This window comes from Cupriavidus basilensis (assembly GCF_000876015.1).
GTDB classification, from domain to species: Bacteria; Pseudomonadota; Gammaproteobacteria; order Burkholderiales; family Burkholderiaceae; genus Cupriavidus; species Cupriavidus basilensis_B.
This window is the reverse complement of record NZ_BBQM01000015.1, coordinates 264,945-278,320: the sequence shown is the minus strand read 5'-3', so window position 1 is coordinate 278,320 and position 13,376 is coordinate 264,945. Positions and strand designations below refer to the sequence as shown.

The following is a 13,376-nucleotide window of genomic DNA, read 5'->3' as shown; positions in this document are numbered from 1 at the left end:
AAATCACGATGTACAAGAACAAACCGGCGCTTACAGCGTTGGCCGCGGCCGTCCTGGCCGCCGTCATGCTGGCTTCGTGCGGCGGAGATGATCCGAGCCCGCCCGTTGCCGTCACGCCCGCGCCCCCCTCCCAACCCGTCGTGCCGGACACCAGCTGCCAGATCCTCTCCAGCGACGGCAACGCCGTGGTGGTGGGTTCCGACCAGCCGGGCGACCCCGCGCTGCCCGAGCCGGCCTCCGGCTACCGCACCGGGCTCAAGCCCGTGTACGCGAAGAAGTTCATGGTCTCCAGCTCGAACGCGCTGGCCAGCGTGGCCGGCTGCACGGTGCTCAAGCAAGGCGGCACCGCGGCCGACGCGGCGGTGGCCGTGCAGGCCGTGCTGGGCCTGACGGTGCCGGAAGCCACCGGCCTCGGCTCGGGCGGCTTCATGATCTATTACGATGCCGCCGCCAAGACGGTGCAGGCCTACGACGGCCGCGAGTCCGCGCCCGCCGCGGCCACCGCCAACTACCTGCGCTACGTCGACGACGTCGCCGACCAGACCGCGCCCAAGCCCAGCGCCCGCGCCAGCGGCCGCTCGATCGGCACCATCGGCGTGCCGCGCCTGATCGAACGGGTGCAGAAGGAACACGGCACGCTGGCCTGGAAGGACCTGTTCGGCAACGCCATCTCGCTGTCCACCAACGGCTTCAAGATCGGCGGCCGCCTGGCCCAGGCGATCTCGTCGAACGCCGCCGCGCTCAAGCGCGACCCCGAGGCGCTGGCCTACTTCTTCGAGGCCGACGGCACGCCCAAGGCACTCGGCACGGTGCTGAAGAACCCCGCCTACGCGCGCACCCTGACGGCAATGGCCGCCGGCGGCGCCGACGTGCTCTACACCGGTCAGATCGCCGCCGACATCATCGCCAAGATCGGCTCGACGCAAGGCGCCGACGGCAATCCCACCACCCCGGGCAAGACCACGCTGGCCGACCTCGCCGCCTACCAGGCCAAGCTGCGCGACCCGGTCTGCACCACCTACCGCGCCTACTGGGTGTGCGGCACGCCGCCGCCGTCGTCGGGCGGCATCACCGTGGCCTCGGCGCTCGGCATCCTGGAGAACTTCGACCTGGCCCCGCTCAAGCCGACCGCCATCGACCTCGAAGGCGGCAAGCCGACCGTGCAGGGCGTGCACCTGATCTCCGAGGCGGAGCGCCTGGCCTATGCCGACCGCGACAAGTACGTGGCCGACACCGACTTCGTGCCGCTGCCGGGCGGCACCTGGGACACCATGCTGAACAAGCCCTACCTGCAAAGCCGCGCCGCCCTGATCAGCCCGACGCTGAGCATGGGCGTGACCACGGCGGGCAATCTCGGCGCGGTGCCGCTGGGCGTGGACGCCAACCTCATCGAGCACGGCACCAACCAGTTCACCATCGTCGACGGCAAGGGCAACGTGCTGACCGCCACCACCACGGTGGAGTCGAGCATGGGGTCGTTCCACATGACCAACGGCTTCCTGCTGAACAACCAGTTGACCGACTTCTCGGCCAATCCGCTCGACGGCGGCGGCAACCCGATCGCCAACCGCGTGGCGCCGGGCAAGCGCCCGCGCAGCTCGATGGCGCCGACGCTGGTGTTCAGGAAGGCGGCCGACGGTTCCATCGGCGAGTTCTTCATGGCGACCGGCTCGCCGGGCGGCGGCACCATTCCGCAATACGTGGTGAAGACGCTGGTGGGCGTGCTGGACTGGGGCCTCGACGCGCAGCAGTCGTCCGGGCTGGTGGACTTCGGCGCCAGCAACAGCGCCACCACCACGGTCGGCGGCGAGCATCCCAACGTCAACACCGCCAACAGCGGCAACGACGACCCGCTGATCGCGGGCCTGCGGGCGCTCGGCCACACCGTCTCGACCAGTTCGCAGGCGAGCGGCATCAACTCCATCATCCGCACCCAGCTCAACGGCGCGGCGGTACTGATGGGCGGCACCGACCCGCGCCGCGAAGGCGTGGTGCTGGGCGACACCTTCAACCCGTAAGCGGGAGCGGCAAGCGGTGGAACGCCGTGCGTTCCACCGCGGCGCCGGGGCACGGCGACGCCCCGGCGCCGCACCATGCCCGCGCCATGTATTCAGGACATCGACAGCCACTGCGCCAGCTGGCCGGCCAGCCAGCCGCAGCCGACGCACACCGCCAGCCATCCGCCCACGATGGCCGCGCAACTCTTCAGATCCATTTCCTCGCTCCGGTAAACCGGCCGCCGGCGCGGCGGCCCAGGGAATCTCCGCGGCGCCTAGTCGGCGCGGCTGGCCACGGCGCCGTCCGGCGCCGGCGGCGCGGCGGCCAGCGCCGGCGCCGCGTCCTCTTCCTCGTAGGCCGGCAGCGGGTCCGCGCCGTCGCGCAGCAGGTAGTGGCGGCGCTGCAGGTAGGCGTCGCGCACGAAGGTGTACTTGTCGAGCGCCGCCAGCGACAGCAGGTCGGTGGCGCCCAGCAGGTTGGCGCGCCCGTTGACGATGCCCGCGCCGGTCATCGCGTTGCGCCAGGCGGGATCGAGATAAGTGACCGGCGCCAGCCAGTGGTCGGCCAGCAGGCCCACGCCGTCGCGCGCGGTGCTGGGGCCGAACAGCGGCAGCACCACGTAGGGGCCGGCGGGCACGCCCCAGGTGCCGAGCGTCAGGCCGAAGTCCTGCGAGTGCTTCTGCAGCCCGGCCGGCGTGGCGATGTCGATCAGCCCGCCGATGCCGAGCACCGAATTGATGGCCACGCGCATCAGGCTCTCCGCGGCCTCCACGCCCTTGCCCTGCAGCAGGTTGTTGGCGAAGTTGCCGACGTCGGAGAGATTGCCGTAGACATTGCTGACCGCGGTGCGCACCGGGCTGGGCGTCACAGCCTCGTAGCCCTTGGCGACCGGCTCGGCCACGTATTTGTCGACCTGCTCGTTGACGGCGAAGACCGCGCGGTTGACGGACTCCAGCGGATCGGCCGGGCTGGCCACCGGGCTGCTCGCGCAGCCGGCCAGCGCCGCCGCCGCAAGCAGGGAGACGGCGTGCGGCGAGAACCGCCGGAAGGAGGGGAAGCTGGAGAACATGGGAACTCTTCGGGTCGGGTTGGAAAGCCGTCCCGCGCGGCGGCAGCGATGAAACCGTCCGCGCGAGCGTCTTCCGTTTGTTCTTGAGCCGTTGCCGCGACAACGGCGCGACAACGGCGCGATGGCGCAGCCGGCCCCTCTGCAGGGGCCCTCGGCAAGCCGGTGACGCGATTATCGTTGTCGACGCGCCGCCGATAAATGGCGAAAGCAGGGATTCTTTGTCTACGTATCGCCAACAATCGCCGCAATCAGCGGCGGCGGCGTGGCGGGGGCCGGCGCGGTTGTTGCCGCCGGTTGTCGTCGCCGGTTATCGTCACCCGTTGTTGTCGCCACGTGAAGAGTGTGTTCGCGCAAACCCCATTTATCCGCGCGCCGCGGCTTGCTATTGTTCGTCGCGGGACCCGGATACCTCCTCCCGGGGCCCTGGCGCCTGACACAGGCGCCCTGTTCTGTCTTTCAGGAAGCAGCCAGCTTGTTGTTCGCCTCCTCTCCGTGGCAACATTGCGGTTCTGCTTCGAGCGCAGCGTTTGCTGCGCTTTTTTTTGCGCGCGGGCGCCGGGCCGACGGTGGAGGCCCGGCCTGCGCCTATGCGTTCGGCCGCACCGCGGCGCCGCCGGCATCCGCGTCCCGCCGCGGCGGGCGCGACAGGAAACCGAACACCGCCACGGCGGACAGCACCGTGACCGCGGTCAGCACGTGCAGCAGCATGCGGAACGCCTCGCCGTAGCCGGCCACCAGCAACTGGCGGCTGACCTGCGGCAGCGCCTGCGCGGCATGGGCGAGGTCGCCGGTGGCCAGGCGCTGCGCCGCCTCGGCCAGCCTGCCGGCGGCGCCGGCGCCGGATTCGGCCAGCACCGCGCCCAGGCTGACGTTGGCGATGGCGGCCAGGATGGCGCCGACGATGGCCAGCGCGATGCCCTCGCCCGCCACGCGCGTGGTGTTGAAGATGCCGGTCGCCATGCCGGCGCGCTCCTTCGGCACCACGCTCACCGCGAGTCCGTCCATCAGGCCCCACGGCATGCCCGCGCCGATGCCGATCAGCAGCATCGGCGGCACCACGGCAAAACCGGCGCTGCCGACCTCGACCAGGCTGAACCAGTGCAGGCCCGCCGCCGCGACCAGGAAGCCGATGCCGGACAGCACGCCGGCCGGGACCCAGCGCGTGAGCGACGCCACCACCACCGGCACCACCAGCATCGGCGCCGACAACGCGATCATCAGGATGCCGGCGTCGATCTCGCTCAGCCCTTCGATGCCGATGAAGCGCAGCGGCAGCATCACCACCAGCACGATGTAGCTGTAGCAGGTGCCGATCGGCAGCATCTGCACGCCGACGAAGCGCGGGATGCGGAACAGGCTCAGGTCCAGCATCGGGCGCGCCACGCGCGACTCCACCGCGACGAAGACCGCCAGCATCAGCGCCGCGCCGGCCAGCGAGCCGGCCACCGCGGCGCTCGACCAGCCGCGCTCGGGCGCCGCGATCACGCCGAAGGTAAACAGCGCCAGCGTGGCGGTGAAGGCGATGGTGCCGGGCCAGTCCAGCCCCCGCGCGCCGGGGTCGCGGGTCTCGCGCATGCGCGGCAGGCCGAACAGCATGGCCGCCGCGCCGATGAGGCCGGTGGACAGGAACACCGAGCGCCAGCCGAAGACATCGATCAGCACGCCGGCCAGCAGCGGGCCGAACGCCAGGCCGATGCCGAAGCTGGTGCCCAGCATGCTGAACGCGCGCGTGCGGGCGTGGCCCTCGAACTCCTGCGCCAGCGCGGCCGAGCCGCCCGCCAGCGCGGCGGCGGCGGCGATGCCCTGCACCGCGCGCAGGATGTCGATCCACGCCACCGTCGGCGCCGCGGCCAGCGCGAACGAGGTCAGGATGAAGAAGCCGATGCCGATGCCGAACAGGCGCTTGCGCCCGTACACGTCGGCCAGCGCGCCGGCGGCCATCAGCAGGCTACCGAAGGTCAGCATGAAGGCATTGGTGATCCAGGTCAGCGACACGGCGCTGCCGCCGAGCTCGCGGCCGATGGCGGGCGTGGATACCGCGCCGCCGGAGAAACTCAGCGGCAGGACCACGGCGGCCAGGCATACCGCGAGCAGGATCAGTGGCTTGCCACGCTCGGGGGCGTGGGGGTCGGGTTGGGTCATGGAAAAGGCCGGTGATGGAAAGAAGAGGAAGAGAAGGGGCTGGCTGCCGGGATGCCGGGAAAGATGGATGACGGAGCGCGGGCGTCGCGGCACCGGCGGTTTGCTCCCCTCTCCCATGCAATGGGAGAGGGGAGCAAACCGCGGGCAATCTCGGCCTTGTCAGCAGCGCGGCATGCTTCGTGGCGCGCTCAATTGCTCGCCACGCTGCCCGCCACCACGTCGCCCCAGCCGCCGCCGAGCGCGCGGATCAGGTTGACCGTAGCGGCGGCCTGCACGCTTTGCAGCTGCACCGCGGCGCGCCGGGTCTGCAACGCGGTGCGCTCGGCGTCGATCACGTCGAGGAAGTTGATCGCGCCTTCGCGGTACTGCGTGCGCGAGATGTCGGCGGCGCGCGCGGCGGACTGCACGGCGTCGGCCTGCGTCTGCGTCTGGGCTTCCAGGATGCGCAGGTCGGACAGGCCGTCCTCCACCTCGCGGAAGGCCGTCAGCACCTGCTGGCGGTACTTGGCCACGTCTTCTTCATAGACCGCGCGCGCATTCGCCAGGCTGGCGCTGCGCCGGCCGCCGTCGAAAAGCGGGATGTTCAGCGCGGTGCCGGCCAGCGGCCCCAGCAGGAACGCGCGGCTGCTCCACTTGAACAGGTCGCCCAGCGTGGCCGACTCGAAGCCGCCGGTGCCGGTCAGCGTGAGCGACGGGAAGAAGGCCGCGCGGGCGATGCCGATGCGCGCATTGGCCGCGGCCATCGCGCGCTCGGCCGCCGCGATGTCCGGGCGGCGCTCCAGCAGCGACGACGGCAGCCCGGCCGGGATGCGCAGGCTGACCGCCTTGAGCGGCGCGGGCGGCATCGAGAACTCGGCCGGCGCCTTGCCCAGCAGCACGGCCAGACCGTGCTCCGAGGCCGCGCGCAGGCGCTGCACGCTCATCGCGTCGGCGCGCGCCGTGGCCAGTTCGGCGCGGGCGCGGGCCACGTCGAGCTCGCTGATGTCGCCTTCGTCGAAGCGGCTCTGCACCAGCTTGAGCGCCTGCTCGCGCAGGCTCACCGTATGGGCGAACACCTCGGTCTCGGCGTCGAGCCCGCGCAGCGTGAAATAGGCCTGCGCCACGTCGGCCTGCAGCGCGAGCTGCACCGAGCGGAACAGCGCCTCGCTGCGCTGCGTGTCGGCGCGCGCGGCGTCCACCGAGGACGCCACGCGGCCGAACAGGTCGACCTCGTAGGAGGCGCTGGCCTGCGCGCGCCACAGCGTCTGCTGCGGGATGCCGGTGCCGTCCGGCTGCAGCTGCGACGCCGCCGAGAGCTTCTCGCGGGTCGGGCCGAAGCCCGCGTCCAGCGTGGGGAACAGCCCGGCGCGCGCGGCCTGGTTGAGCGCCCGCGCTTCCTTCAGGCGCGCGGCAGCGGCGGCCAGGTCCTGGTTGGCTTCGAGCGCCTGCCGTTCCAGCGCGTCGAGCTTGTCGTCGCCGAACACGGTCCACCATGCGCCGCGCGCCACTTCCTCGGAAGGCCTGGCGGGCTGCCATGTGCCGGCCTCGCCCGGCTTGATCTGCGTCCGCGTCCAGTCGGCCGAAGCTTCCTTGAAGCCGGCCGCCGTGGGCACCGCCGGCTTGTCATAGGCCGGAGCCAGCGAGCAGCCGGCCAGCACCAGCAGGGACGCCAGCAGCACCGAACCCTTCGCGAGCCAGCGGGCCGACGGCTTGAATGAAGATGTCTTCATGATGATCTCCCCGATCCTTACTCGGCTGAAGCCACGGGCACCGCCGGCGCATGCCCGGCATGCAGCGGCTGCGTGTGGGCGTGGTGCTTGTCCACCAGCGGCCTGCCGCCGGCCATCTTGCGCAGCGCCACGTAGAACACCGGCGTGAGCATCAGCCCGAACAGCGTCACGCCGAGCATGCCGAAGAACACCGCGATGCCCATCGCCCGGCGCATTTCCGAACCCGCGCCGGTCGACGTCACCAGGGGAATCACGCCCATGATGAAGGCGAACGAGGTCATCAGGATCGGGCGCAGGCGCAGGCGGCTGGCTTCGATCGCGGCCTGCACGATGGTGCGGCCCTGCATCTCCAGCTCGCGCGCGAACTCCACGATCAGGATCGCGTTCTTGGCCGACAGCCCGACCAGCACCATCAGGCCGATCTGCGTGAAGATGTTGTTGTCGCCCTTGGTGAGCCACACGCCCAGCAGCGCCGACAGGATGCTCATCGGCACGATCAGCAGGATCGCCAGCGGCAGCGTCAGGCTTTCGTACATCGCGGCCAGCACCAGGAACACCAGCAGCACGCTGATCGGGAACACCCACAGCGCGGCGTTGCCGGTCAGGATCTGCTGGTAGGTCAGGTCGGTCCATTCCATCTTGATGCCGCGCGGCAGCACCTCGGCCGCGATGCGCTCGACCGCCGCCTTGGCCTGCCCCGACGAGTAGCCGGGCGCGGGGCCGCCGTTGATGTCGGCGGCGGTGAAGCCGTTGTAGCGCACCACCATTTCCGGGCCGTAGGTGGGCGTCACCTTGACCAGCGACGACAGCGGCACCATCTCGCCGGCGGCGTTGCGGGTCTTGAGCTGCAGCACGTCCGCCGCGGTGGCGCGGAACTGCTGGTCGGCCTGGGCGCGCACCTGGTAGACGCGGCCGAACTTGTTGAAGTCGTTCACGTACAGCGAGCCGAGGTAGATCTGCATGGTGTCGAACACGTCGGTGATCGACACGCCGAGCTGCTTGGCCTTGACCCGGTCCAGGTCCACGTCCAGCTGCGGCACGTTGATCTGGAAGCTGGTGAAGGCCGGGCCCAGCTCGGGCGCCCTGGCGGCGGCGGCCAGGAACTTCTGCGTGGCGTCGTTGAGCGCTTCGTAGCCGAGCGCGCCGCGGTCCTCGAGCTGGAACTTGAAGCCGCCCAGCGTGCCGAGGCCCTGCACCGGCGGCGGCGGGAAGGTGCCGATCTGCGCGCCCTTGATGTGGGCGTACCTGGCGTTCAGCGCGGCGGCGATGTCCGCCGCGGATTCGCCCTTGCCGCGCTCCTTCGACGGCTTGAGCACCGGAAACACCAGCCCGCTGCTCGACGAGTTGGTCAGGCCATTGACCGACAGGCCCGGAAACTGCGGCAGGTGGACCACGCCGGGCTGCTTCAGGGCGATGTCGCCCATCTGGCGCACCACCGCGTCGGTGCGGTCGAGCGAGGCGCCCGGCGGCAGTTGCGCGATGCTGACCAGGTAATCCTTGTCCTGCGCCGGGATGAAGCCGCCGGGCACGACCTTGCCCATCAGCACGGCGCCGCCGAGCAGCAGGCCGTAGACCACGAACATCATCATCTTGCGGTTGATGACGCCGCCCACGCCGCGGCCATACGACGCCGAGCCGCGCTGGAAGACCTTGTTGAAGGCGGCGAAGAACTTGCCGAATGCCGCGTCCATGATGCGCGTCAGGCGGTCCTTGGGCGCGTGGTGGTCCTTGAGCAGCAGCGCGGCCAGCGCCGGGCTCAGCGTCAGCGAGTTGAAGGCCGAGATCACCGTCGAGATGGCGATGGTCATGGCGAACTGCTGGTAAAACTGGCCGGTCAGGCCGCTCATGAAGGCCAGCGGCACGAACACCGCGATCAGCGTCAGCGCGATGGCGATGATGGGGCCGCTCACCTCCTGCATGGCCTTGTAGGTCGCGTCGCGCGGCGACAGCCCCTCGGCGATGTTGCGCTCGACGTTCTCCACCACCACGATGGCGTCGTCCACCACGATGCCGATCGCCAGCACCATGCCGAACAGCGACAGCGCGTTGATGGTGTAGCCGAAGGCCAGCATCAGCGAGAACGTGCCGACGATCGACACCGGCACCGCCAGCAGCGGGATCAGCGAGGCGCGCCAGGTCTGCAGGAACAGGATCACCACCAGCACCACCAGGGCGATGGCCTCGAACAGCGTGTGCACCACCGCGTCGATGCTCTCGCGCACGAAGCGGGTCGGGTCGTAGACGATCTCGGACCTGACGCCGTCGGGCATGTCCTTCTGCAGCTCGTCCATGATCTTGCGCACGTCGTCGGAGATCTGCAGCGAGTTGGCGCCGGGCTGCTGGAAGATGATGAGCTGCACCGCCTGCTGGTTGTCCATCAGGCCGCGCAGCGCGAACTCGGAGGCGGACAGCTCGACGCGCGCCACGTCCGACAGGCGCGTGACGGCGCCGTCGGCCGAGGTCTTGAGGATGATGTCGCGAAACTCTTCTTCCGTCTTCAGGCGGCCGCGCGCGTTGATGCTCAGTTGCGTCGGCACGCCCGCGTCCATCGGCGAGGCGCCGACGATGCCGGCGGCGACCTGCACGTTCTGCTCGCGGATGGCCTTGACCACGTCGGTGGCGGTCATGTTCTGGCGCGCCACCTTCTGCGGGTCCAGCCAGACCCGCATCGAGTAGTCGCCCGAGCCCCACATCACCACCTCGCCCACGCCGGGCACCTGCGCCAGGCGGTCCTTGACGTTGATCAGCGCGTAGTTGCGCAGGTAGGTCAGGTCATAGCGGCCGTTGGGAGAGGCGATGTTCACGCCCATCGTCAGCGTCGGCGAGGACTTGACCGTGGTCACGCCCAGGCGCTGCACGTCCTCGGGCAGGCGCGGCAGCGCCTGCGCCACGCGCGTCTGCACGAACTGCTGCGCCTTGTCCGGGTCGGTGCCCAGCTTGAACGTGACCGTGGTGGTCATCTTGCCGTCGCTGTTGGCCTGCGACTGCATGTACAGCATGCTTTCCACGCCGTTGATCTGCTCCTCGATCGGCGCGGCCACGGTTTCGGCGATCACCTTCGGGTTGGCGCCGGGATACTGCGCCCGCACCACCACCGACGGCGGCACCACCTCGGGATATTCGGCCGTGGGCAGCTTGGTCAGGGCGATCAGCCCCGCCAGCAGGATGACCATCGACAGCACGCCCGCGAAGATGGGGCGGTCGATGAAGAATTTGGAGATGTTCATGATGCGCTCTCGACGTAGGCCGACGGATCAGGCCGCCGGCCCGGTGGCGCGCGTGGCGTCGACCATCCTGACCGGATTGGCCTTGACGGGGTCGTTGGGGCGCACGCGCTGCACCCCGTTGACGACGATCTTCTCGTCGGGCTTCAGGCCCGAGGCCACCACGCGCAGGCCGTCGTGCATGGCGCCGAGCCGGATCTCGCGATACTGCGCGCGGCTGTCCTTGTCGACCACCAGCACGAACTTGCGGGCCTGGTCGGTGCCGACCGCGCCGTCGTCGATCATCACCGCCGGGTGCGGCTCGCCGCCGCCGACCCTGACGCGCGCATAGAGGCCCGGCACCAGCGAGCCGTCCTCGTTGTCGATGCGGGCGCGCACGCGGATGGTGCCGGACGAGGTGTCCAGGCGGTTGTCCACCGAGACCACGGTGCCGCGGCGCGAGTAGCCGCTCTCGTCGGCCAGGCCCAGTTCCACCGGCACGGCCTGCCTGCCGGTGTTGCGCATGTAGCGCAGGTAGGTCTGCTCGTCGACGTCGAAGGCGGCGTAGATCGGCGCCACCGAGACCAGCGTGGTCAGCAGCGGCGCGCTCGCGCCGGTGGAGACGATGTTGCCCACGGTCAGCTCGGCGCGCGACACGCGGCCCGCCACCGGCGCGGTGACTTCGGTGTACGACAGGCTGACGCGGGCGGCCTCGAGCGCGGCGCGGGCCGCCTTGAGCGTGGCGCCGGCCTCGCGCGCGGCGTTCTGCTTCTCGTCGTAGTCGCGCCGCGCGATGGCGTTGCTGCCGATCAGGCGGTCGGCGCGCGCCGCGTCGCTGCCGGCGTAGCTGGCGCGCGCCTCGGCGGCGGCCACCTGCGCGGCGGCGCGGTCGACCTCGGCCACGTAGGGGCGCGGGTCGATGGTGAAAAGCGCGTCGCCCTTCTTCACCAGCTGGCCGTCCCTGAAATGCACGGCCACGATCTTGCCCGGCACCAGCGGGCGGATGTCCACCTTGTCGATGGCCTCGAGGCGGCCCGAGTAGTTTTGCCACTCGACGATCGAGTCGCTGACGACGGTGGCCACGTCGACCTCGGCGGCCGGCGCGGGCGCGTCCGCCTGGGCGGAGGCGACGGGCTCGAAGCCCCGGGTGGCGGCCAGGCCGGCGACGCCGAGCGCGAACACCGTGCCCAGCGCGACGGACAGCCTCTTGCGGTTGGCGGTCATGGTTGAAACTCCTTTTCCTTTGGAATCGAGCGATCAGTTGGGTCCGAGCGGGTCCTGGCGAATCCGGCGCTGCCTGTGGGCATGCCCCCGGGGCGGACCGATGGAACCCAGTATGGCTACCGCCAGCGGGCGGATAAAGATGGCTTTCTTGCGAACTTTGTATCCATCATGGAGACAATTTGCGCGTGCGAAGCCACGGTTTTCGTGCGTGTCGCCACCCCGACGTCAGCGCGCGGCGGCCGGCGCCTCACGGCGCAGGGCCGCGGCGAGAGCCTCGATGTAGCCGTCCGCCAGCGCGCACTCGGACAGCGCGCATTCGAGCGCGAGCACGTAGTCCGCGTTGGAGCCGAACGCCCCCGAGGCGGCGGCGACGATCGAGGCCACGGTGGCGACGCTCGCGTCCGGCTCGTACTGCGGCCGCGCGGGATTGGCGACGAAGGCGATGGCGGCGGTGCCGGTGCCATCGGCCAGCGTCAGCGGCGCCCAGGTCGGCAGGTAGGAGCCCGTGACCATCTCGCGGATCCACAGCACGCGCAGTTCTTCCTCGAGCGTGGCGGCGGCCAGCCGCAGGGCCACGCCGTGCGTGCTGCCGCCGGCTTCCAGCGCCAGCATGCGGCCCGGCACCTCGGGCGAGCCGCGCCCGGCGGTCATGCGCAGGCAGAAGCTGCGGCGCCAGCCGTGCAAGGTGGCGATCTCGCGCCGGTCGAAATCCAGCAGCGGGTTCCACATCAGCGAGCCATAGGCGAAGACCCAGACGTCCGCGCCGGCGGGCCGCGCCCGCATGGTTTCGGCCAGCGAGGCCTCGATCTGGTCCTGGGTCCAGGCGACCTCCCGCGGCAGGCCGAAGCTGCCGAGGTAAGCGCCGGAATTGATGGTTTCTCTGGTGAGCATGCGTTTTTCCTGTACTGCCGTGCCATGCGCGCGCGCCGGCAATCCGGCCGCGAATTCATGGCGAATTCGTGGCGAATCCGCAGCGAGCCCGCCGCGGGACAGGCAGGCGGGCCCGCCCGTTTCGCGGTGTCCGGCAGCGCGCAGGCAGGCATCGGCGAGGGCATTGTGGCTGTCCGCCCGCGCTCGATAAACATGCTAGAGTGCGACTCTTTGTCTCCGGAGCGGAAACAATGTCCGAGCGCATCGATGCCTCCGTCGCCGACATAGAAGCGTTCGTCGCGGTCGCGCACAGCGGCAGCTTCACGCGCGCCGCCGAGGGCCTGGGAACCAGCAAGTCGAATGTCGGCAAGTCCGTGCAGCGGCTGGAGGCCACGCTTGGCACGCGCCTGTTCCAGCGCACCACGCGCGCGGTGCGGCTGACCGAGGACGGCGAGACCTACCTGATGGCCGCCGAGTCCGCGCTGGAGGGACTGCGCGAAGCCGGACAGGCGCTGGCGGCGCGCCGCGCCGAGCCGATCGGCAAGGTCCGCCTGGACCTGCCGGCGGGCTTCGGCCGGCTGCTGTTCCCGGCGCTGGCGGCACTGCGCCGGCACCATCCCAGGCTCACCTTCGAGCTGGCGCTCAACGACCGCATGTCCGACCCGGTGGCCGAAGGCTGGGACATCGTGGTGCGCATCGGCGAGCTGCCCGCCGACAGCGAGATGACGGTGCGCAAGCTATGCGACCTGCGCCAGGGCCTGTACGCCTCGCCCGACTACCTCGCGCGGCACGGCGAGATCCGCTCGGTGGCGGACCTGCCGGGGCACGATGCCATCGTCTTCCGCGGCCCGTCGGGCCGGCTGCGGCCGTGGCGCGTGGCGGACGGCGCGCACGTGCGCGAGATTTCCCCCAACCCGGTGCTGGCGCTGGCGGATGGCCAGGCGCTGGTGGACGCCGCGATCAACGGCTTCGGCCTGACCCAGATCCACGACCGCGTGGCCCGGCCCCATGTCGACGCGGGCCGGCTGCGCCACGTGCTGCCGGACGCGGACGTGCCCGGCCCGCCCGTGCACGCGATGATCCCGCTCGGCCTGCGCATGCCGGCCAAGACGCGCGCGGTGCTCAATCATCTCGTGGACTACCTGCGGCAGCCGCAATAGG

8 protein-coding genes are annotated in these 13,376 nt (G+C 70.6%); 2 read left to right on the top strand and 6 right to left on the bottom strand.

Features of this window, described 5'->3' with window-relative positions; translation table 11 throughout:
- Positions 1 to 8: 8 nt before the first annotated feature.
- Positions 9 to 2,018: a gamma-glutamyltransferase family protein gene (locus KF708C_RS15175; protein ID WP_059412454.1), complete on the top strand. Its 2,010-nt coding sequence runs from the start codon at positions 9 to 11 to the stop codon at positions 2,016 to 2,018.
- A 254-nt stretch (positions 2,019 to 2,272) separates the two neighbouring features.
- Here KF708C_RS15175 and KF708C_RS15170 read toward each other — a convergent pair whose 3' ends face one another.
- The 6 genes from KF708C_RS15170 to KF708C_RS15145 form a co-directional block, all read right to left on the bottom strand.
- Positions 2,273 to 3,067, bottom strand: a complete 795-nt coding sequence (locus tag KF708C_RS15170; protein ID WP_059412453.1) for an MlaA family lipoprotein — start codon at positions 3,065 to 3,067, stop codon at positions 2,273 to 2,275.
- 585 nt (positions 3,068 to 3,652) lie between these two features.
- Positions 3,653 to 5,209 carry an MFS transporter gene (locus KF708C_RS15165; protein ID WP_059412452.1) on the bottom strand — a complete coding sequence of 519 codons (1,557 nt, stop codon included), beginning with the start codon at positions 5,207 to 5,209 and terminating at the stop codon, positions 3,653 to 3,655.
- A 188-nt stretch (positions 5,210 to 5,397) separates the two neighbouring features.
- The gene (locus KF708C_RS15160; protein WP_059412451.1) at positions 5,398 to 6,918 is read right to left on the bottom strand and encodes an efflux transporter outer membrane subunit; all 1,521 of its coding nucleotides are present in this window, start codon (positions 6,916 to 6,918) and stop codon (positions 5,398 to 5,400) included.
- 17 nt (positions 6,919 to 6,935) lie between these two features.
- Positions 6,936 to 10,145, bottom strand: coding sequence for an efflux RND transporter permease subunit (locus KF708C_RS15155; RefSeq protein WP_059412450.1), 3,210 nt, complete (start codon positions 10,143 to 10,145; stop codon positions 6,936 to 6,938).
- A 27-nt stretch (positions 10,146 to 10,172) separates the two neighbouring features.
- The gene (locus KF708C_RS15150) at positions 10,173 to 11,345 is read right to left on the bottom strand and encodes an efflux RND transporter periplasmic adaptor subunit (RefSeq protein WP_059412449.1); all 1,173 of its coding nucleotides are present in this window, start codon (positions 11,343 to 11,345) and stop codon (positions 10,173 to 10,175) included.
- A 225-nt stretch (positions 11,346 to 11,570) separates the two neighbouring features.
- Positions 11,571 to 12,236 (bottom strand): gamma-glutamylcyclotransferase, encoded by a 666-nt coding sequence (locus tag KF708C_RS15145; RefSeq protein ID WP_020202350.1) that lies wholly within the window; start codon positions 12,234 to 12,236, stop codon positions 11,571 to 11,573.
- A gap of 230 nt (positions 12,237 to 12,466) precedes the next feature.
- Here KF708C_RS15145 and KF708C_RS15140 point away from each other — a divergent pair, with 230 nt between their 5' ends.
- On the top strand, positions 12,467 to 13,375 hold the full coding sequence (locus KF708C_RS15140; RefSeq protein WP_059412448.1) for a LysR family transcriptional regulator: 909 nt from the start codon (positions 12,467 to 12,469) through the stop codon (positions 13,373 to 13,375).
- The last annotated feature ends 1 nt before the right edge of the window (position 13,376 follow it).